General features: G+C 61.2%; 14 protein-coding genes. 7 read left to right on the forward strand and 7 right to left on the reverse strand.

Annotated elements, in window-relative coordinates:
- The first annotated feature begins 67 nt into the window (after positions 1–67).
- From PSH78_RS12010 to PSH78_RS12030, 5 genes are read left to right on the forward strand one after another with little or no spacing between them, the layout of a single operon-like run.
- Entirely contained in the window at positions 68–3,544 is a 3,477-nt protein-coding gene (locus PSH78_RS12010; RefSeq protein ID WP_305500726.1) for a response regulator, read from the forward strand.
- Positions 3,544–4,359, forward strand: a complete 816-nt coding sequence (locus tag PSH78_RS12015; RefSeq protein ID WP_305500728.1) for a protein-glutamate O-methyltransferase CheR — start codon at positions 3,544–3,546, stop codon at positions 4,357–4,359. Before PSH78_RS12010 ends, PSH78_RS12015 begins: the two co-directional genes overlap by 1 nt.
- A complete protein-coding gene (locus PSH78_RS12020; RefSeq protein WP_305500729.1) occupies positions 4,356–4,943 on the forward strand; it encodes a chemotaxis protein CheB in 588 nt (195 codons plus the stop codon). The genes PSH78_RS12015 and PSH78_RS12020 overlap by 4 nt, the downstream gene beginning before the upstream one ends.
- A gap of 5 nt (positions 4,944–4,948) precedes the next feature.
- Entirely contained in the window at positions 4,949–6,214 is a 1,266-nt protein-coding gene (locus PSH78_RS12025) for a hybrid sensor histidine kinase/response regulator (protein WP_305500731.1), read from the forward strand.
- The gene (locus PSH78_RS12030; protein WP_305500732.1) at positions 6,207–6,584 is read left to right on the forward strand and encodes a response regulator; all 378 of its coding nucleotides are present in this window, start codon (positions 6,207–6,209) and stop codon (positions 6,582–6,584) included. The genes PSH78_RS12025 and PSH78_RS12030 overlap by 8 nt, the downstream gene beginning before the upstream one ends.
- Positions 6,585–7,078: 494 nt before the next feature.
- Here PSH78_RS12030 and PSH78_RS12035 read toward each other — a convergent pair whose 3' ends face one another.
- The 7 genes from PSH78_RS12035 to PSH78_RS12065 form a co-directional block, all read right to left on the reverse strand.
- The gene (locus tag PSH78_RS12035; protein WP_370871097.1) at positions 7,079–8,746 is read right to left on the reverse strand and encodes a response regulator; all 1,668 of its coding nucleotides are present in this window, start codon (positions 8,744–8,746) and stop codon (positions 7,079–7,081) included.
- On the reverse strand, positions 8,746–10,248 hold the full coding sequence (locus PSH78_RS12040; protein WP_305500736.1) for an ATPase domain-containing protein: 1,503 nt from the start codon (positions 10,246–10,248) through the stop codon (positions 8,746–8,748). The genes PSH78_RS12035 and PSH78_RS12040 overlap by 1 nt, the downstream gene beginning before the upstream one ends.
- 153 nt (positions 10,249–10,401) lie before the next feature.
- Positions 10,402–11,457 carry a tetratricopeptide repeat protein gene (locus tag PSH78_RS12045; RefSeq protein ID WP_305500738.1) on the reverse strand — a complete coding sequence of 352 codons (1,056 nt, stop codon included), beginning with the start codon at positions 11,455–11,457 and terminating at the stop codon, positions 10,402–10,404.
- A 304-nt stretch (positions 11,458–11,761) separates the two neighbouring features.
- Complete coding sequence (locus PSH78_RS12050; RefSeq protein ID WP_305500739.1) at positions 11,762–13,186, reverse strand: efflux transporter outer membrane subunit; 1,425 nt, start codon at positions 13,184–13,186, stop codon at positions 11,762–11,764.
- Positions 13,183–16,362, reverse strand: a complete 3,180-nt coding sequence (locus tag PSH78_RS12055; RefSeq protein ID WP_305500741.1) for an efflux RND transporter permease subunit — start codon at positions 16,360–16,362, stop codon at positions 13,183–13,185. The genes PSH78_RS12050 and PSH78_RS12055 overlap by 4 nt, the downstream gene beginning before the upstream one ends.
- A gap of 15 nt (positions 16,363–16,377) precedes the next feature.
- Positions 16,378–17,631, reverse strand: coding sequence for a multidrug efflux RND transporter periplasmic adaptor subunit MexE (gene mexE, locus PSH78_RS12060; protein WP_305500743.1), 1,254 nt, complete (start codon positions 17,629–17,631; stop codon positions 16,378–16,380).
- 162 nt (positions 17,632–17,793) lie between these two features.
- A complete protein-coding gene (locus PSH78_RS12065; protein WP_305500745.1) occupies positions 17,794–18,558 on the reverse strand; it encodes an ABC transporter substrate-binding protein in 765 nt (254 codons plus the stop codon).
- 392 nt (positions 18,559–18,950) lie between these two features.
- Here PSH78_RS12065 and PSH78_RS12070 point away from each other — a divergent pair, with 392 nt between their 5' ends.
- Together PSH78_RS12070 and PSH78_RS12075 are read left to right on the forward strand one after the other, a co-directional pair.
- The gene (locus tag PSH78_RS12070) at positions 18,951–20,699 is read left to right on the forward strand and encodes a type I secretion system permease/ATPase (protein WP_305500746.1); all 1,749 of its coding nucleotides are present in this window, start codon (positions 18,951–18,953) and stop codon (positions 20,697–20,699) included.
- Positions 20,686–22,005 carry an HlyD family type I secretion periplasmic adaptor subunit gene (locus PSH78_RS12075; RefSeq protein ID WP_305500747.1) on the forward strand — a complete coding sequence of 440 codons (1,320 nt, stop codon included), beginning with the start codon at positions 20,686–20,688 and terminating at the stop codon, positions 22,003–22,005. Before PSH78_RS12070 ends, PSH78_RS12075 begins: the two co-directional genes overlap by 14 nt.

Below are 22,005 nucleotides of genomic sequence, written 5' to 3' on the forward strand. Positions count from 1 at the left end.
TGTGTGGATCCAACCCGTATTTTTGGGCAAACTCCATCGTCTTCAACTGTCCACCAAGGCCTTTTCCATGACTCCTTCGTCTTCGGTCGACGAACAAAGTTTTCGTAAACTCCTGAGCCGCAATATCAGCCTGCCACTGGGCATGGGCGCACTCAGCGCGGTGTTTTTCATCGTGTTGATCACTTATCTGCTGTCGGTGATCCAGTGGGTCGGGCACACCGACAGGGTCATCAACAATGCCAATGAAGCGCTGAAGCTGAGCGTCGATCTGGAAACCGGCATGCGCGGTTACCTGCTGAGCGGCGATGAGCATTTCCTCGACCCTTACGAGGTGGCCAAGCCGCGCATCGCCGTGGCGCTGGATACATTGTTGGAACTGACAGCCGACAATCCCGTCCAGACCGATCGCCTGCGTAAGGTCCAGGCACTGCAGACGGAATGGGCCAACTATGCCCAGAGCATGATCGACCTGCAGCGCAGCAGCGGTGATTACCGCGGTGCGGTGAAGAAGGGGCGTGGCAAACGGCTGACGGACGAGATCCGCACGACCTTCGAAGACATCGTCGCAACCGAGCAGCAGTTGCGCGCCGAGCGCAACGAGCAGGTGCGTACCACCACGCTCTGGAGCATTGCCCTGTATTTGCTCTTCGTCGCAGCCATCAGCGGGTTGCTGGCTTACGTGGGGCGGCGCGATCTGCTGGCCCTGTCGAGCAACTACAGCGCGAGCCTGAAAGTCCAGCAAGAAAGCGCCCTGCATCTGGAAAAGCAGGCGTGGTTGCGCAACGGCCAGACTCAACTGGCCGAGCAGGTGCTCGGCCAACTGACGCTGAATCTGTTGGGGCGCAACATCCTGCAGTTCTGCGCCCAGTACCTGGGCAGCGTCGTTGCCGCGCTGTATGCGCGGGAAGAAAACGGCGTGCTCAAGCGCATCGCCACCTATGGCATGTCCCGGGAAGACGACGAACAACACCAGGTGGTCATGGACGGCGAGGGCATCGTCGGACAGGCCGTACGCCAAGGACGACTCATCCATCTGGATGACGTGCCACGCGATTATCTCAAGGTCAGCTCAGGGCTCGGCCAAGGGCTGCCCAACTGCGTGATGGTGGTGCCGACCCGTGACGACGACCGCATCAATGGTGTCATCGAGCTGGGCTTCCTGCGTCCCCTGACCGGGCGGGACACCGAGTTGCTGGAACTGGTCGCCGGCAACATCGGTACCTCCATCGAGGCGGCCCGGTACCGTCAGCGTCTGCAAGAAGTACTGGCCGAAACCCAGCAACTCAACGAAGAGCTGCAGGTGCAGCAGGAAGAACTCAAGACGGCCAACGAAGAGCTCGAAGAACAGTCGCGCATCCTCAAGGAATCCCAGGCCCACCTGGAAGCCCAGCAACAGGAGCTGGAGCAGACCAACGAGCAGTTGGCCGAGCAGCGCGACGCCATGGACCAGAAGAACAGCGAGTTGAACCTGGCCCAGATCCAGTTGCAGGAGCGCGCCGAAGAGCTGCAGCGTTCGAGCAAGTACAAGTCCGAGTTCCTCGCCAATATGTCCCATGAGCTGCGCACGCCGCTGAACAGCTCGTTGATCCTGTCCAAGCTGCTGGCGGAGAACCCGCAGAAGAACCTCAGCGACGAACAGGTCAAGTTTGCCGAATCGATCTACTCCGCCGGCAATGACTTGCTGAACCTGATCAACGACATCCTGGACATTTCCAAGGTCGAGGCCGGAAAACTCGAGGTGCGCCCGGAAAACACCAGCGTGCCTCGCCTGGTCGAAGGGCTGCGGGACATGTTCAAGCCGTTGGCGGCCGACAAGGGCCTGAGTTTCGAGGTGCAGTTGCAGCCTGGCGCGCCGTCGATGCTGTATACCGATCGCCAGCGCCTGGAGCAGGTGCTCAAGAACCTTTTGTCCAATGCGGTGAAGTTCACCGAGCAGGGTTCCGTCTGCCTGACCGTCACCGGCCAGCCTGGCTCGGGTATCGCGTTCATGGTGCGCGATTCGGGGATCGGCATCGCCGCCGACCAGCAGCAGAGTATTTTCGAGGCGTTCCGCCAGGCCGACGGCACCACCAATCGGCGTTACGGCGGCACCGGCCTGGGACTGTCGATTTCCCGCGACCTGGCGACGTTGCTCGGCGGCTCGATCTCGGTCTCCAGCGAGCCGGGGCAGGGCAGTGTGTTCACGCTGGTAATGCCTGAGCGTTATGTCGAGCCAGGGGAGGCGCCTGTCGAACCGATGGCGTTCACCCCGACGACCACTGCCCCGGCCCCGGCCCGTGTGCCGGCTCCGGCACTGATCGCCGAGGTGGAAACTCCTGTCCCGCAGTTCGCCGATGACCGGGACAAGGCGCCTTTCGATACCCGTTGCATTCTGGTTATCGAAGACGAACCGAAGTTCGCCCGGATCCTGTTCGATCTGGCCCATGAACTCGGCTACCAATGCCTGGTTGCCCATGGCGCTGACGAAGGCTTTGACCTGGCCTTGCAACTGAGCCCGGACGCGATCCTGCTGGACATGCGCCTGCCGGACCATTCCGGGCTGACCGTGTTGCAGCGGCTCAAGGAGCAGGCCCAGACCCGGCACATCCCGGTGCACGTCATTTCCGTCGAGGACCGCGTCGAAGCGGCGATGCACATGGGCGCCATCGGTTATGCCGTCAAACCGACGACCCGAGAAGAGCTCAAGGATGTTTTCGCACGCCTGGAAGCCAAGTTGACCCAGAAGGTCAAGCGCGTGCTGCTGGTGGAAGACGATGACTTGCAGCGCGACAGCATTACCCGGCTGATCGGCGACGATGACATCGAGATCACCGCCGTCGGCCTGGCGCAGCAGGCCCTGGACCTGCTGCGCACGCATGTCTATGACTGCATGATCATCGATCTCAAGCTGCCGGATATGCTCGGCAATGATTTGCTCAAGCGCATGTCCAGCGAAGAGATCTGCTCGTTTCCGCCGGTGATCGTCTACACCGGGCGCAACCTGACCCGTGATGAAGAAGCCGAACTGCGCAAATATTCGCGCTCGATCATCATCAAGGGCGCGCGCTCGCCGGAACGCCTGCTGGACGAAGTCACACTCTTTCTGCACAAAGTCGAATCGCGGTTGTCCCATGAACGACAGCGGATGCTGCAGACCGCCCGCAGCCGCGACAAGGTTTTCGAAGGCCGCAAGGTGCTGCTGGTGGACGACGATGTGCGCAACATTTTCGCCCTGACCAGCGCCCTGGAGGCGAAAGGCGCCGTCGTGGTCATCGGCCGTAACGGTTACGAAGCGATCGAACGCCTGAACGAAGTCGAGGATATCGATCTGGTGCTGATGGACGTGATGATGCCCGAAATGGACGGCTTTGAAGCCACCGCGCTGATCCGCAAGGACCCCCGCTGGCGCAAGTTGCCGATCATCGCCGTGACCGCCAAGGCCATGAAGGATGACCAGGAGCGTTGCCTGGCGGCGGGCTCCAACGATTACCTGGCCAAGCCGATCGACCTGGATCGGCTGTTCTCACTGATTCGCGTGTGGTTGCCGAATATGGAAAGAATCTAGTGGAACGAAACACTGACATCGAACTTCGTTTGTTGATCGAAGCGATCTATCTGAAGTACAGCTACGACTTTCGTGACTATTCCGGCGCCTCCATCAAGCGTCGGGTCCTGCATGCGTTGAATCAGTTCGAATGCAAGACCATCTCGGCCTTGCAAGAGCGCGTGCTGCACGACCCGGGCGCGTTCATGCAATTGCTCCAACTGCTGGCGATTCCGGTCAGCGAGATGTTTCGCGACCCTGCGCACTTCCTGGCCATTCGCGAGGAAGTGGTGCCGCTGCTCAAGACCTATCCGTCGATCAAGATCTGGATCGCCGGCTGCAGCACCGGTGAAGAGGTCTACTCCATGGCGATCCTGCTGCACGAAGAAGGGCTGTTGGACCGTACGCTGATCTACGCCACGGACATCAACCCGCGGTCACTGGAGAAAGCCAAGCAAGGCATTTTTTCCCTGGAAAATGTCCGGGCCTACACCCAGAATTACCAGCTCGCCGGAGGCCGGCGTTCGTTTGCCGACTACTACACGGCCGCCTACGATTACGCCATGTTCGACAAAACCCTGCGTCAGAACGTGACCTTTGCCGATCACAGCCTGGCGACGGACAGTGTATTTTCTGAAACTCAATTGATTTCATGTCGTAACGTATTGATTTATTTTAATAAAAAGCTGCAAGATCGCGCATTCGGACTGTTTCATGAGTCCCTTTGCCATCGTGGTTTCCTGGTGCTGGGCAGTAAGGAAACACTGGACTTTTCGGCTTTCGGCAAGCAATTCGAGCCGCTGGTCAAACAGGAACGGATCTATCGCAAGTTATGAGCCCAATGACGGACAGATCCAGGCCCCTGATCGAGGCTATCGTGGTCGGCGCTTCCGCCGGAGGCGTCGAAGCGCTGCTCAACATCTTCACGCCTCTGCGCAAGGGCTTCACCCTGCCTGTCCTCGTGGTGCTGCATTTGCCCGACGAACGCAACAGCCAGTTGGCCCAGGTGTTTCGTCATCGCCTGGCGATACCCGTCGAAGAAGCCCGGGACAAGCAAGACATACGCCCGGGCACCTTGTATGTCGCAACACCCGGATATCATCTGTCGATCGAGGCTGATCGCAGCCTGTCACTGAGCCTTGAAGCGCCGGTGCACCATTCGCGGCCATCGATCGACGTGTTGTTCGAGTCGGCCGCCGATGTCTATGGTCCTGGTCTGCTGGCAGTGGTCTTGACCGGTGCCAACAGTGACGGCGCCAAGGGGTTGGCCAGGGTGAAAGAGCTGGGCGGCATCACCGTCGTCCAGGACCCGAAGGAGGCACAGGTTTCCACCATGCCCGAAGCGGCGCTTGCGTTGCACGAGCCCGACCATATCCTAACTTTACAGGGCATCGGCCAATTGCTGGCCGGGCTGGAATGAACCACATGCCAAGAGATATTCAAGCCAAACTGCTGATCGTCGATGATCTGCCGGAGAATCTGTTGGCCCTGGAAGCGCTGATCAAGCGCGAAGACCGCGAGGTCTTCAAGGCCTTGTCGGCGGATGAAGCGCTGTCGCTGCTTTTGCAACACGATTTTGCCCTGGCGATCATTGATGTGCAGATGCCGGGCATGAACGGCTTCGAACTCGCAGAGCTGATGCGCGGCACGGAAAAGACCCGCAGTATCCCGATCATTTTTGTCAGTGCCGCCGGCCGCGAGCGCAACTATGCGTTCACGGGCTATGAAAGCGGCGCGGTGGATTTCCTGCATAAGCCGCTGGACACCCACGCGGTCAAAAGCAAGGTCAGCGTGTTCGTCGAGCTCTATCGCCAGCGCAAGGCGATGAAGGAGCAGGTGCTCGCTCTCGAGCAGAGTCGCCGGGAGCAGGAGCAATTGCTCCAGCAGTTGCAAGCCACCCGTGGCGAGCTCGAGCAGGCGGTGCGCATGCGCGACGATTTCATGTCGATCGTCGCCCATGAGGTCCGTACGCCGCTCAACGGCCTGATCCTGGAAACGCAGTTGCGCAAGATGCACCTGGCGCGCGACAACGCTTCGGCGTTCACCCTGGACAAGATCAAGGCGATGGTTGAACGCGATGAGCGCCAGATCAAGAGCCTGATCCGCTTGATCGAGGACATGCTGGACGTGTCCCGGATTCGTACCGGCAAGTTGTCCATCCGTCCGACTCGCTTCAACCTGACGGCGCTGGTGGAGAACCTGCTGCGCAACTTCCAGCCGCAGATCGCTGCCGCCGAATGCTCCGTGAGTTGTACCGCCGAGCCTATGGTGGAAGGGCACTGGGATGAGTTTCGTATCGAGCAGGTGGTCTCGAACCTGCTGACCAACGCGTTGCGTTATGGCAGCAAGAGCCCGATCGAGGTGCGCGTCTACCAGACGCCCGACCACGCCTGCATCGAAGTGCAGGATCACGGTATCGGCATCAGCGAAGAGAACCAGAAGCGCATCTTCCAACAGTTCGAGCGGGTGTCTTCCAAGGCCGCCACCGCTGGCCTGGGGCTGGGCTTGTTCATCTCCGAGCAGATTGTCACCGCCCATGGCGGTATCATCACGGTCAATAGCCGCCTCAACGAAGGGGCGTTGTTTCGCGTTTGTCTGCCTTTTCAGAAAACTGGCGAACGGACGCAACCTCTGAGTGGCCCCAAGGTCGTATCAGCAGCTATTGATCCAACAAAGGCTTCTCATGAGTGAAGATGCGCAAGACGTTGTACTGATTGTCGAGGATGATCCGTCGATCCTGATGGTGCTGTCGGCGTACCTGTCTGGCGAAGGATATCGGGTGCTCCAGGCTGAAAACGGCGAGCAGGCGTTCGAGATTCTGGCGAGCAAGCCTCACTTGGACATGATGATTACCGACTTCCGTCTGCCGGGGGGGATTTCCGGGGTGCAGATCGCCGAGCCTGCGGTGAGGTTGCGTCCAGATCTGAAGGTCATCTTTATCAGTGGGTATGCTCAAGAAGTGCGTGAGACTGACAGCCCTATCACGCGCAAGGCGCCGATTCTGGATAAGCCGTTTGATCTGGATGTGTTGCAGGAGATCATGCAGGGGATGTTGTCGTAGTCAGCCGGTTGTTTGGGCTTCAATGGGTGTATATCCGTTTCTGCGGTAACGGCTACTTAGGGTTCCGCCCTTACGGCGGGTCACTTTTTTCAGACGCCAAAAAGTAACCCAAAACGCTTTGCCCCACCACTCGGCACCTCGCCTAGGCTCGGTGTGCCCTCACTCCGGCATTGCTCCGTGGGCCCGCCGCGAAGGGCCGTCCCTGGCCCAGCGCGGCTATCCCGGCATCCATGCCGGGATGCCCACTGCACAATGCCTGCGTTCGGCCAGCGTGGTTAACGGGGCGCCGAGATCAACATCAAAAGCAGAGCAACAGCGTGGTAAATGCCAGCACTTGCGCAGCTAACCCACCGCTATCGCGAGCAAGCTCGCTCCCACATTGGATTTTGGGCAGACACAGCCTCACGGCATACATGGAACCCCTGTGGGAGCGACGTACAGCCGTAAGAGTCGCCAGCCTGGCTGGAGGCGTTGATTCGGCGCCCGTGGAGGTCTCAAACCTTGATCATCTCCCGTACCTTCGCCGTCAACAGATCAAACGTGAATGGTTTGGTGATCATCTGCATGCCAGGGTCGAGGAAACCGCCGCGCACGGCCGCGTGTTCGGCGTAGCCGGTGATGAACAGCACTTTGAGATCGGGGCGGATCTGCCGGCCGATTTCCGCCAGTTGCCGCCCATTCATGCCGGGCAGGCCCACATCGCTGATCAACAGGTCGATGCGCTGGTTCGATTGCAGGATCGGCATCGCCGCGTTTGCGTCGCCGGCCTCGACGAAGGCGTAGCCCAACTCGCTCAGCACTGCGCTGACCAGCACCCGCACCGCCGCATCATCTTCGACGATGAGCACGGTTTCGCCATCCTGCGCATAAGGCGCCTGCTGGGTGGCGACGGCCGGTTCGTGTATCTCCTCGCCCACAAAGCGCGGCAGATAAAGGTTCACGGTGGTGCCTTTGTCGACCTCGCTGTCGATGGTCACGTGGCCACGGGACTGCTTGCTGAAGCCATAGATCATCGAAAGGCCCAGGCCGGTGCCCTGGCCGATAGGCTTGGTCGTGAAGAACGGATCGAACGCGCGGTTAATCACCGATTCGGGCATGCCGCAACCGCTGTCCTGCACGCTTAACACCACGTAGTCCCCGGGCTCAAGGTTGGTGTAGGCATCGGTGAAGCCGGTGTCCAGGTATCGATTGAACGTCTGCACCAGCAGTTTGCCGCCACCCGGCATCGCATCGCGGGCGTTGAGTACCAGGTTGAGCAGGGCGCTTTCCAGTTGATTGGGATCGGCTTCGGCGATCCACAGCTGTTCGTCCAGTTGCATCTCCAGGCGGATGCTCTCGTTGAGGCTGCGTTGCAGCAACTCGCCCATGGACAGCACCAGCGTGTTCATTTGCACAGCCTTGGAGTCCAGCGATTGCCGCCGGGAAAAAGCCAGCAGCCGATGCGTCAGGCCAGCCGCCCGATTGGCCGAGGTCACACCCAGGTCGATCAGGCTGTCGAGGTCTTCGGTGCGGCCGCGGGCCAGGCGTCGGCGCAGCAATTCGAGGCTACCGATGATGCCGGTGAGCATGTTGTTGAAGTCATGGGCGATGCCGCCGGTGAGTTGGCCGACCGCTTCCATTTTCTGTGACTGGCGCAGAGCTTCTTCGTTATGACGCAGCTGGGCGGTGCGCTCCTCGACCTGTTGTTCCAGGGTTTCGAGGGTCGTTTGCAGGCGCAGCTCGCTGTTGCTCAGATCGATCAGCCGGTCCCGCGCTTCGTATTGCCTGCGGCGTCCGCGCAGCGCCGTGGTCACCAGGCTGACGAGCGTCACCGGATGGAACGGGCGCTCCAGGAACGTCACGTTGCCCAGCTGCACGCCGATGCGTGCCACGGGGTTCTGCTCCGGGCCGCCGTGATGAGTCAGCAGGACAATGGGTAAATCGGACCAGGCCGGCTGCTGTTCGATGTGCTGGAACAGGGTTTCCAGATCCGGTCCGACGAGGGCTTCCGATGAGATCACCAAAAGCCCGGCACCTTGCCCCAATTCTTCGCACAAATGGCCCAGGTGACTGCAAACGAGGCCGTTGAAACCGGCTTCCTTGAGAATCATGAGGGCAATCTGGCTGTCCCGTCCCAGCGGCGCGAGAATCAGCGCCCGCTCGGACAGTGGCTCGGCCGACATCACTGGGTATCATCCCCGAGCAGCGGGTTATCCGCGCCCACATAGGTAGGTACGCCGCGCAATACGCCTTGGAAAGCGTCAAGCGGTTCGCCAATGGTCATGCCCTGTTTGCTGATGCGGTATTCACGGATGGTCGATTCATGGCTGCCGGTACGTTTCTTGATAATGGATATCGCGCGGCGAACCTTGCCCAGCGCTTCGAAGTAACGCAACAGGATAACGGTGTCGGCCAGATAGGTAATGTCCACCGGCGCCTGCATGTCGCCCACCAGACCGTGTTGCGCGACGGTCATGAAGGTCGCCGCGCCTTTGCGATTGAGGTAGAGCAACAGCTCATGCATGTGCAGGACCAGGGCGTTTTCTTCCGGCATGGCGGCCTGGTAGCCGTTGATGCTGTCGATCACCACGGTCTTGATATTGCCGTCACTGACGCAACGCCGCACACGATGGGAAAACTCACCCGGAGACAACTCTGCGGCATCGACTTGCTCGATCAGCAGATTGCCGGTTTTTTGCAATTCGTGCAGATCGATGCCGATGTTTTTCATGCGCTCGAACAGCAGGCCCAACTCTTCATCGAAGATGAACAGCGCGGCTTTTTCTCCGCGCAGCACGGCAGCTGCAGCAAAGATCAACGAGATCAGCGATTTGCCGGTACCGGCCGGGCCGAGGATCAGCGTGCTGGAGCCGGTCTCGATGCCACCGCCCAACAGCGCGTCCATTTCGGCGATGCCGCTGGACAGCTGCTGACGCAGGTACTGGCCGCGATGCTCGGCGGCCACCAGGCGAGGGAAGACGTGCAGGCCGTCGCTCATGATGGTGAAATCGTGGTAGCCGCCACGGTATTTCTGCCCGCGATACTTGACCACCCGCAGCCGGCGCCGTTCGGCACCGTAGTTGGGGGTCAGTTCCTCGAGGCGGATGACGCCGTGGGCCACGCTGTGCACGGTCTTGTCCAGGGACTCGGTGGTGAGGTCATCCAGGAGCAGGACCGTGGCGTCATAACGCACGAAGTAGTGTTTGATCGCGAGGATCTGCCGACGATAGCGCAGGGAGCTTTGCGCCAGCAGGCGGATCTCCGAAAGACTGTCCAGCACGACCCGGGTCGGCTTGATGCGCTCCACCACTTCGAAGATCTGTCGGGTCGCTTCCCCCAGTTCCAGGTCCGAGGAATACAGCAGGCTCTGCTGCTGGTCGGCGTTGAGCAGGCTCTCGGGCGGGGTCAGCTCGAAAATGTGGATGTTTTCATCCAGCGTCCACCCATGTGAGGCTGCGCCCTGACGCAATTCACGCTCGGTTTCCGATAGCGTGATGTACAACGAGCGTTCGCCGGCCTTGGCGCCGGCCATCAGGAAATGCAACGCGACCGTGGTCTTGCCGGTACCCGGTTCTCCCTCCAGGAGAAACACGTGGCCCCGGGACAAACCACCGGAAAGGACATCGTCCAGCCCTTCGATACCGGTGGCGGCTTTTGCGCTGATCGACTCGTTAGATGTAATCAAAAATAACCCTCTCATGACTAGGGAAGTGGGCAGCAGGCGGGGTATCGCCTGAAAATGAACTGCCTGAACACTTGACCTTTGGCAGTGATGGCGGTTCCGCTTCCTTTGACAAAACGCGCACTGCTGCACAACTTTCCACCCGCGCAAATGGGCCTACAGGCCTTGTTGTATCGCGGGGTCGTCGGGGTTCAGTTGTTCCAGTTGGGCCAATAAAACCTGGACATGCTGCAACTGACCGGTCTCCTTCCAATAATTGATCAGCAATACCCGCGCCTTGCGATCGGCAGGGTAGCGCTGGACGATTTCCTGTAGCTGTTTCTGCGCGGCTTCCACCTCCTGCTCGGCGTGCAAAGTGGTCGCCAGGTCATAGCGGTAGTGCCGGTTCTCAGGCTCAAGCTCCACCGCCTTGGCCAGGCCAAGCACGGCGTATTCGGTCTGCCCGTGCTGGAGCAGCCACATGCCCAGCGCATGTTGCAGATAAGCCGATGCCGGCTGGGTTTGCAACTGCCGGGCGAGCAGTTGTCGTGCAGCTTCGGCCTGGCCTTGTCGGTCCAGCACATCGACCTGCATGACCAGCGCCGGCAGGTTGTCCGGCTGCAGGCGCAGGGCCTGCTCCAGCGCCTGCTGGGCTTTTTTCAGATCAGCGTTATGCAGGTACAGCCGGGCGAGCTGATAGAGCGACTCGGTGGTGGGCGGAGCGTCGTTGAGCACCTGCTTCCAGGTATCGGCGGCGATCTGCATCGCGCCGAAATACAGGCCCAGTTCATCTGGCGACAGGCCCAGCAGGGCATTCACGGCGGCAAACCGGACATCCGGCTCGTTATCGTCCAGGAGCGGGCCGAGCAACAGGCTGCGCTGGGCGTTCGGCACCAGCCCGACGATGCTGTCGATGGCCGCGCGGCGCACCTGTGGCGATTCGCTGTGCAAGTCCGCTTGCGCCAGTTTCAGCGCCTGGGGGCTCGGGTAGTTGGGCAGCTCGGCGTGCAAGCGTACGCGGCGCTTGGGCGAGAGGTCCGGGCGTCCGAGTTGCTGGTAAAGCATCCGCGCCGCGCCGGGCTGCCCGTTGCGGGCGTTGTCCAGGGCCTCACTGTAGCCACGCTTGATTGCTTCGGGGATTTGCGGCGTGGTGCTGCGTAGCCATATCGCGACGAGGCCGATGGCCAGGACGACGGCGAGGCTGAGGAGCAGATAGCGGCGAGACGAGGACATTCAGGTAATCCGTAACCAGAAGCGTGAAATGTCGCAAGCTTCGGTCAGGTCCGGGCTTGAGTCAAACCTCAATAGCGGTGAAGGACCTGTGGGAGCGAGCTGGCTCGCGATGGCGGTGGGGCAGTGACATGGATATTGACTGACACACCGCTATCGCGAGCAAGCTCGCTCCCACACTAGAGCAGTTGAACCTTCCAAGGGAGCGAGACTGGCGACAGCCAAAAAAAGCCCCGCGACCGAATGAGACGCGGGGCAAAGGGATTGGTTGGTTGCGGCCAACCAAAGGAGCTCGGTTGGGGAGGGCTCAGTTGCTGGCCACGGTTTCCGGTTGCCAGCCGCCGCCCAAGGCCTTGTAGATCGCGACGATGCCGCGATACAGCTCCACTTCGGCCTGGGCCTGGCTGTCTTCTGCAGCGAGGCGTTCACGCTGGGCGTCGAGCAGCACGAGGAAGTCCTCGGTGCCTTCGCGGTAGCGAATCTCGGCTAGGTTGGCGGCCGCGCGGCTCGATTCGCTCTGGCGGATCAGCGAGATCAGCCGCTGTTGGCGTTTGCCGTAATCGCTGAAGGCGTTTTCCGATTCTTCCAGGGCCAGCAGCACCTGCTGTTCATAGTTCGCCAGGGCGCCATCAGCCTCGGCGCTGGCACCGCGCAAGCGCGCTCGCACACTGCCCAGGTCGAACGCGGCCCAGGTAATGCTCGGACCCAGTGCCCAGGCATTGGCCGCCGAGGAACCGATCTGCGAGCCGCGCCCGGCGGTGAAGCCGAGGAAACCGCTGAGGCTGACCCGCGGAAACAGGTCGGCCTTGGCGACGCCGATGCGCGCCGTGGCGGCCGCCAGTTGACGCTCGGCACTCAGGACATCCGGACGGCGTTGCAGCAGTTGACCGGGGTCGCCAATCGGCAGTGCCTTGGCAATCGCCGGCAGCTGTTTAGGGCTCAGGTCCACGCTCAGCTTGTCTGGACGCTCGCCCAGCAATGTCGCGATGCGGTTGCGTTGGCGCGCCTGTTCGGCTTGCAGTTGCGGCACGCTGGCTTCCACCGCGGCCAGGCGCGCATCGGCACGCACCACGTCGAGCTGATCGCCGACGCCGGCATCACGCAGGCTTTCGGTGATCTTGCGCGACTCCTGCTGGTTCTGCAGGTTGGCCAGGGCGATTTTTTCACGCAGCTGGGCGCCGCGCAGTTGGCCGTAGGCGTCCACCAGTTCGGCGATCATGCTCACCTGCAACTGATAGAGGTCGGCCTCGGCGGCCTGCTGGTCGGCATCGGTCGCTTCCAGGTTGCGCTGGATGCGGCCGAACAGGTCCAGTTCCCAGGCCATGTCCAGGCCCAGGTCGTAACGCTCGGAGTTGACCCGGTCGTCGGTCTGCCCCATCGGGTTCTGGCCTTTGCCCAACTCGCTGCTGGCGCGGCTGGTGATGGTCGGCATGGCGTCATTGCTGGCGTCGTCGCGAATTGCCCGGGCGGCCCGCAGGCGGGCGAAGGCCACGCGCAACTCGCGGTTGCCTTCCAGTGAGCGAGTCACCAGCGCGTTGAGGGTCGGGTCGTCGAACTGCTGCCACCAGATACCTTCGAACCGGGCGCGGTCGAAGTTCTTCTGGCCGGCGGCGCCGTCGGTGGCGGCCGTGATGTTGGCCGCCTCCGTTTTCGGTGCCTGGTAGTCCGGGCCCACGGCGCAGGCACTCAATGCCAGGACCAGCAAGCTCGGCACGAACGCTTTCAAACTCATTGTTGCGCCTCCAGTTTCAAGGCCCGGGCCGCTTTGCGGGCCTCGCTGCGCTCGACGAAGTTACGGATCAATACGTAGAACACCGGGGTCAGCAGCAGGCCGAAGAAGGTCACCCCAAGCATGCCCGAGAACACCGCGACACCCATGGCGTGGCGCATTTCCGCACCGGCGCCGCTGGAGAACACCAGGGGCACCACGCCCATGATGAAGGCGAAGGAGGTCATCAGGATCGGCCGCAGACGCAGACGGCAGGCTTCCAGTACGGCGGCCAGCGGAGTCATGCCTTCGAGCTGTTTATCCTTGGCGAACTCGACGATCAGAATCGCGTTCTTACAGGCCAGTCCCACCAGTACGATCAAGCCGATCTGGGTGAAGATGTTGTTGTCGCCACCGGAAAGAATCACCCCGGTAATCGCCGACAGCAGCGTCATCGGTACGATCAGGATCACCGCCAACGGCAGGCTCCAGCTTTCGTATTGGGCGGCGAGCACCAGGAACGCCAGCAGTACGCAGAGCGGGAACACGAACAGCGCGGTGTTGCCCGAAAGAATCTGCTGGTACGTCAGGTCGGTCCACTCGTAGGTCATGCCGTTGGGCAATTCGTCCTTGAGCAGTTTCTCGATGGCTTTTTCAGCCTGGCCGGAGCTGTAGCCCGGGGCGGCGGCACCGTTGATTTCAGCGGTGATGAAGCCGTTGTAGTGCATCACGCGGTCCGGCCCCGAGGTGTCGCTGACCTTGATGAAGGTCGCTAGCGGGATCATCTCGCCACGGTTGTTGCGCACCTTGAGCTGGCCGATCTGGTCCGACTCGAGGCGGAATTGCTGCTCGGCCTGGACGTTGACCTGGTAGGTACGGCCGAAGCGGTTGAAGTCGTTGGCATACAGCGAGCCCAGGTAGATCTGCAGGGTATCGAAGATGTCGCTGACGGCTACGCCGTGGGTCTTGGCTTTTTCACGGTCGATGGCGGCATCGACCTGAGGCACGTTCACCGTGTAGCTGGTGAACAACCCGGCCAGTTCCGGCACGTTGTGGCTCTTGGTGATGATGTTCATCGTTTCTTTGTACAGCTCGTCGTAGCCCAGGTTGCCCCGGTCTTCGATTTGCAGGCGGAAACCACCGATCGTACCCAGGCCCTGTACCGGCGGCGGCGGGAAGATCGCCATGTAGGCTTCCTGGATCTCCGAATACTGGCCGTTCAACGCACCGGCGATGGCACCGGCCGACATGCTCGGGTCCTTGCGCTCATCGAAGGGCTTGAGGGTGACGAAGACGATGCCGGCGTTCGGGCTGTTGGTGAAGCCGTTGATCGACAGACCCGGGAAGGCCACCGCGCTTTCAACGCCCGGCTGCTTGAGGGCCATCTCGGACATGCGCTTGATCACATCCTCGGTGCGGTCCAGGCTCGCGGCGTCCGGCAGTTGCGCGAAGGCCACCAGGTATTGCTTGTCCTGGCCGGGTACGAAACCGGTCGGCGTGCTGGAAAAACCAAAGAAGGTCAGAACCATCAAGCCTGCGTAAAGGATCAGGGCAATGCCGCTGCTGCGGATCACGCGGCCGACGGCGCCTACGTAGCTGTGGCTGGCGCGGTCGAAGAAGCGGTTGAACGGTCGGAACAGCCAGCCGCCGAAAATCTTGTCGAGGAACCGCGAGAAACGGTCCTTCGGCGCGTCATGGCTCTTGAGCAAGACCGCGGCCAGGGCTGGCGACAGGGTCAGCGAGTTGAACGCCGAGATCACCGTCGAGATGGCAATGGTCAAGGCAAACTGTTTATAGAACTGCCCGGTCAAGCCGCTGATGAAGGCGGCGGGAACGAACACCGCACACAGTACGAGTGCCGTTGCGATGATCGGCCCGGTCACTTCACCCATGGCACGCTTGGTGGCTTCCACCGGCGTAAGTCCTAGGCCGATGTTCCGCTCGACGTTCTCCACCACCACGATGGCATCGTCGACGACGATACCGATGGCCAGTACCAGCCCGAACAGCGACAGCGCGTTGAGTGAGAAGCCGAACAGGTGCATGACCGCGAATGTACCGATCAGTGACACCGGCACCGCCACCAGCGGGATGATCGAGGCGCGCCAGGTCTGCAGGAACAGGATCACCACCAGCACCACGAGGATCAGCGCTTCGAACAGGGTGTGCACCACCGCTTCAATGGAGCCGCGCACGAAGATCGTCGGGTCATAGACGATGCTGTAGTCCATGCCGGCCGGGAAGCCTTTCTTCAGCTCCTCCATTTTCTCGCGCACATCGTTGGAAATCTGGATGGCGTTGGAACCAGGGCGCTGGAAGATCGGGATCGCCACTGCCGGCTGGTTGTCGAGCAACGAGCGCAGGGCGTATTGGCTGGAACCCAGCTCCACCCGGGCGATGTCTTTCAGGCGCGTGATTTCACCATTGGCGCCGGAACGGATGATGATGTTCTCGAACTCTTCCTCGCTGACCAGGCGACCCTGGGTGTTGACCGAGAGTTGGAACGCCTGGGCATTCGGCGCTGGAGGCGCGCCAAGGGCACCGGCGGCAACCTGGCGGTTCTGTTCGCGGATCGCCGTGACAACGTCGGTGGCGGTCAGGTTGCGCGACGCGGTCTTGTTCGGATCGAGCCAGACCCGCAAGGAATAATCGCCCATGCCGAACAACTGCACATCACCGACGCCGCCGAGGCGCGCCAGTTCATCCTTGATGTTGAGCAAGGCGTAGTTGGACAGATAAAGCATGTCGTAGCGTTTGTCCGGCGAGGTCAAGTGCACGACCATCGTCAGGTCGGGCGAGGCCTTGTCCACCGTGATGCCAATCCGGGTCACTTCCTCCGGCAACTTGGGCTCGGTGCGGGTGACGCGGTTCTGTACCTGCACCTGGGCGTTGTCCAGGTCGGTGCCCAGGGCGAAGGTGATGGTCAGGGTGATCTTGCCGTCGGCGGTGGACTGCGAGGACATGTAGAGCATGTTCTCGACACCGGTGATGGCTTGTTCCAGAGGCGCTGCTACGGTTTCACCGATGACCTTGGGGTTGGCACCGGGGAAGTTGGCGCGCACGACCACGGTCGGCGGCACGACTTCGGGGTATTCGCTGATCGGCAACTGGAATAGCGAGATCGCGCCGGCGATCAGGATCAGCAGCGAGAGCACCGCTGCGAAGATCGGCCGAGAAATGAAGAACTGGGAAAATTTCATCTTGAGTTCAGTCCCTTAGCCGCGTGGGGACGCAGAGGCCAGTTTGCCTGCCGAGCCGGACGCTGCCTTGTTGGGCGCGACCTGGGGCAGGTTGCTGGCTTCGAGCGCTTTACGTTGTTGTGCCAGGGCGGCGAGGGTCTGCTCGCTGGCCATCGGCACGGTTTCAGGCGTGACCGGCGAACCCGGACGGGCCCGTTGCAGCCCCTTGACGATAATGGTGTCGTCCTTGCTCAGGCCGTTGCGCACGATGCGCAGGCCTTCGATTTTCGGCCCCAGCTCGACGGCGCGGTACGCCGGCTTGTTGTCGGCGTCCATCACCAGCACGAATTTCTTGCCCAGGTCGGTGCCGACGGCTTCGTCGTTGATCAGCACGGCGGAGTAGGTGCCGCTGCCCACCAGTTTCAGCCGGGCGTACAGGCCAGGGGTATAGGCGCCGTCCTTGTTGTCGAACACCGCGCGGCCACGGATGGTGCCGGTCTGCGGGTTGACCTGGTTGTCGACGAAGTTCATCTGGCCCAGGTGCGGGTTGCCTTCCTCGTTGGACAGGCCCATGTAGACCGGCGTGGCCTGGCCGCGCTGGCCTTGGCGGGCGAGTTGGGTGTACTTGAGGAAGACGCGCTCGTCGGCGTCGAAATAGGCGTAGACCTTGTCAGTGGAGACCACGCTGGTCAGTGGCGTGACGTCGGCGGTCACGAGGTTGCCGGCGGTGATTTCCGCCCGGCTGACACGGCCGTTGATGGGCGAGGTGACCCGGGTGAAGCTCAGGTTCAGCTTGGCCAGGTCCAGTTGCGCCTGGATGCCGGCCACGGCGGCGCGGGCTTCCTGGGCTGCGGTGGTGCGCGAATCCGCCAGTTCAGCGGAGATCGCATTGCTCAAGCGCAGGCGTTCGCCACGCTGGGCCTCGTTCTCGCTGCGGGTCGCGGTGGCACGAGCCTGGGCGAGCTGGGCTTCGAGACGACGCACTTCAGCCTGGAACGGGCGCGGGTCGATCTGGAACAGCAGGTCGCCTTTCTTGACTAGCGCGCCTTCGGTGAAGGCCACTTCATCGATCTGCCCGGAAACGCGCGGGCGGATCTCGACGGTTTCCGGCGCTTCGAGGCGCCCGGTGAACTCGTCCCATTCGTTGACGGGTTGCTCCAGTACCTTGGCCACACTGACTTTGGCCGCCGGCATCGAAGCTGCCGTGTCGGGGGTCTTGCCGCACGCGCTGATCACCAGCACTGCCAACAGTGCCAGGGGAAAGCGCAATTTAGAAAGTGAATGTTCCATGGATAGCATCCGCCAAGTGTATTGAGATGGGCGGATGATGCGTGGCAAGGCTGAAAGGAACGAATCGAATGAAGCAAAGGTAACTATCATTCGGAATGATATAAGCCATTGATGAGCCATGGCATACGGCAACTGTGCAGTGGATCGGTCCCAGCCGGCTACTTAGTCAGGCAGATATACCTCACGTATCCGCTTGATCGTGCCGTCCTTGCGCAGCGCCTCCACGGCCCCACGCAAGTCTTCGACGATTTTTTCGGAGCAGCGCCTGGAACACGCCAGATAGAGGTCGGCGCTGCTGCCAACCGGGCTCATCAGCAGTTTGCGCCTGGACACCTTCGGCCAGATGTAGCGACTCTCCGGAACACCGTTGAACCAGGCATCGATACGTCCCATCAACAGCATCTGGGCAGGGTTGTCACCGATGGCCAGCGGATAGATCTGTTCGTCGCTGAAGCCTTCGGCGCGCAGGATGTCCTCTTGTGCACTGCCCAGGCCGACGCCGATCTTGCGGTAGGTTGCTTTCGCCTGGTCGAAACTGGTGACCTGCCGGTCGAGGCTGAAGAAGGCGCGCTCCATGGGCATGATCGAAGCGATCCAGGTGAAGCGCTCCTCGCGCACGGGAATGCGCGACAAGGGAGCTATCAGGTAGTCGTGTTCTTCGCTGACATGTTTCTGTGCCCTGGCCCAGGGCAGGAGGTGGATCTTTGGCGTGTACCCGGCCCGGGTAATCGCCTGCACCGCGACGTCACCGACGATGCCGTACCCCTTGGGGTCGTTGATGAACGTCAGCGGCGGTGCGTCCGGGATGTGCAGCTCGATGACTTGTGGCTCGCCGTGCGCATGAAGGATAACCAATGACAATAGCGAAAAGCAGAGCCGCCAGAGTGCTTTGGGACGACCATTCAATACGCGTGGGATCCGGCTCATGGTCGATACTTCAGGCATTGAAAAAAGGGCCGCCATTCTACATGCGCGACGCGGGTACATTATCGTTCAGGCCAGTGCCGGGGAAGGCGGTGTTTGCCTGGCGGTTCGGCCGTGCTTCCCGGGCATGTCTTTATTGTCGTGTAGCCCGGGTGCGTACACCAGTAGGTATAGATCATCCTGCCGGCGAAAGCCTGCGGGCTCGTAATTTAGCCGGTTGTCGCAGCTGAAAAGTTTCCCTTCAGAACTGCTCGTGTTTGCCGATACAGCGCACATAATCTTTGTCGCGCAGGCGTTTGCGACCTGTCCTGCGATTGCTTTTGAAGGCGTTCGTGTATCTGTACTCCCTACGATCCTCGCAGGTTTGAACATAAGCGGACCTCAGGGAATGAACCATGTCAGCCCACACCCGGACCGAGTTGGAAGGCGCGCTTGTCGCATGCAAGGGCAGCTTTCTTTCCGTGGCCTTTTTCAGTTTTTTTGTCAATTTGCTGATGCTGGTCCCCTCGTTCTACATGTTGCAGGTGTATGACCGCGCGGTAGCCAGCGCCAGCCTGTCCACCCTGTTGATGCTGACGCTGATCATGTTGCTGTTGATGAGCACGATGGGCGGCCTGGAATGGGTTCGTTCGCGGATCATGGTACGCATCAGCACGCGCCTCGACACGCTGCTGGGGCAGCGTCTGTTCGACGCCAGTTTCAGGCAGGCACTCAATACCAGCGGCATGGACGCCACCGCACAGCCATTGAGCGACCTGAACGCGTTGCGCCAGTTCCTGACCGGCAACGGTCTCTTTGCGTTTTTCGATACGCCATGGATTCCTATCTATCTGGCCGTCATGTTCATCTTCCATCCCTGGTACGGTTGGATGGGATTGTTGAGCGCGGTCCTGCTGGGAGCGCTGGCCTTCGTCAACGAAAAGCTCACGCAAGTGCCGCTGCAGGATGCCAATCGCGAGCAGATGGCCGCCACCGCTTTTACCAACAAAAGCTTGCGCAATGCCGAGGTGGTCGAGTCGATGGGCATGCTTGCCAGCCTTCGCGAACACTGGAGCAGGCGGGTCCATACGGTGTTATCCCTGCAAAGCCTGGCCAGCGACCGCGCCACGACCGTTGCGGCGATATCCAGGACGTTCCGCCAGATTGTGCAATCGCTGGTGTTGGGCCTGGGCGCTTACTTGACGATCAATCATGAAATCACGCCCGGACTGATGATTGCCGGCTCCATTTTGCTGGGCCGCGCGCTGGCCCCCATCGACCAGTTGATTGGCGTGTGGAAAAACTTCCTGGGCGCACGCTCGCAATACGCACGGCTGCATGAGTTGCTGGCCAGGCACGCCGCGGATCCGGAGCGCATGTCACTGCCTGCACCGGAGGGTGCGGTCCGCGTCGAGGGCCTTTCGGTCGGCTCACCGGGCAGTCGCAAACCGATTATCCGTGGCCTGGACTTCAACGTAGCTCCTGGAGAAGCAGTGGGCATCATTGGCCCCAGTGGTGCAGGCAAATCGACGCTGGCCCGGGCGTTGCTGGGAATCTGGCCAAGCCTGACCGGCACCGTGCGCCTGGACGGCGCGGACATCAGCCAATGGCGCCGGGAGGAGCTGGGGGCGTATATCGGTTACTTGCCGCAGGACATCGAACTGTTCGAAGGCACCATCAGCCAGAACATTTCGCGTTTCGGCCCGATGAATGCTGCTGCGGTGGTCGCCGCCGCACGCATGGCCGGGGTGCATGAGATGGTGCTGCAATTGCCCGATGGCTACGACACGCTGATTGGCGCCAACGGCGGTGGGCTGTCCGGCGGGCAGCGCCAGCGTGTCGGGCTGGCCCGCGCCTTGTACGGGGAACCGCGCCTGGTAGTGCTCGATGAACCGAATTCCAACCTGGACGACGCCGGAGAAAAAATGCTCGCCGAGGCGCTGCGAAAGCTCAGGCAGAGCCGGGCCACGGTGTTTGTCATTACCCATCGATCCGGGGTATTGGCCCAGGTGGATAAATTACTGGTTCTCAACCATGGCGAAAGGAGCCTGTTCGGGCCTCGCGACAGTGTCATGGCGCGGCTGCAGGGCGCTACGCCAGCGGCTCGCCAGGCTGGAGCCATTGAGCCGCAGGATGCGGATGGGCAGCTTTATGCAAAACAGTAAGCAGTTTTCCGTTGATGTGGCCGGGTTGGCCATAGATGACAGGCCGGTACGGCGCATCGGTTACTTCCTGCTGCTGGTCACCTTTGGCCTGTTTGGTGGCTGGGCGGCCCTGGCGCCGCTGGACAGCGCAGCCCTCGCGCCGGGTGTGGTCACGGTAAAAAGCTATCGCAAGACTGTGCAGCATCTGGAAGGCGGCATCGTGCGCGAGCTACGTGTGCGTGAGGGTGACCTGGTGAAAGCGGGCGATGTGCTGCTGGTGCTCGACAATACCCAGGCCCGTTCGGAAATGGAGGCGATGCGCAGCCAATTGATTGCTGCGCTCGAACTCGAAGCCCGACTGGTGGCGGAGCGTGACGCATTGCCGGAGCCGCTGGCCGTGTCCACCCTCGACCCCGCCGACCCGCGCGTTCGCGAAGCCCGCGACAGTGAAGCGCGGATCTTCCAGGCCCGAAGGACCTCGCTGCAGGGCGAAATCGCCTTGCAGGAGAAGTCCATCGGCCAGATCGAAGAGCAGATTCGAGGCTATAAGGCCATCGTCGCCAGCAAGCAAGCGCTGGCCACGTCTTATGAAGAAGAGATTGTCGACCTGCGTGCATTGTTGGCCGAAGGCTACGTGGATAAACAACGTCTGCGCGAGCAAGAGCGCAGCCTGTCGCGCTTGCAGGCTGAAATAGCCGAAAGCCAGTCGGAGAGCGCACGAGCGCGCGTCCATGCGGACGAAGCACAACTGAAGATTCTCCAATTGAAAAAAACCTTCGCCAGTGAAGTGGCAGGTTTGCTGGGTGAAGCGCGAAGCAAGGTCTACGAGTTGCGCGAACGACTGGCCACCTTGCAGGATCGCGACCAGCGCACCGACATTCTCGCCCCGGAGTCAGGCCGGGTCATAGGGATGACCGTGCACACCCTGGGCGCCGTGGTCAGCCCTGGGACCGCCCTGTTGGACATTGTCCCGGCCAATGAAGAGCTGATTGTCGAGGCGCAGGTTTCGACCGTGGACATCGACCGTATCGCGCCGGGCAGGCTGGCGGACATTCGCTTCAGCGCGTTCAAGAGCAGCACCACCCCTGTCATCGAAGGGCAACTGGTGCAGATATCGGCGGATCGTCTGGTCAACCAGGACACCGGCACTGCTTATTACCTGGCGCGTGTAGCGTTGACCGACAAGGGACGCCAGGCGCTGGGCGATCGTGCCCTGGTGCCGGGGATGCCGGTCGAAGTGCTGATCAACACAGGGGCGCGGACGTTGTTGGAGTACCTGATGCAGCCTGCCAGCAATGCTTTCGCCCGTTCGATGATCGAGGATTGA

Origin of the sequence: Pseudomonas sp. FP198 (assembly GCF_030687895.1) — a bacterium.
Taxonomy (GTDB): domain Bacteria; phylum Pseudomonadota; class Gammaproteobacteria; order Pseudomonadales; family Pseudomonadaceae; genus Aquipseudomonas.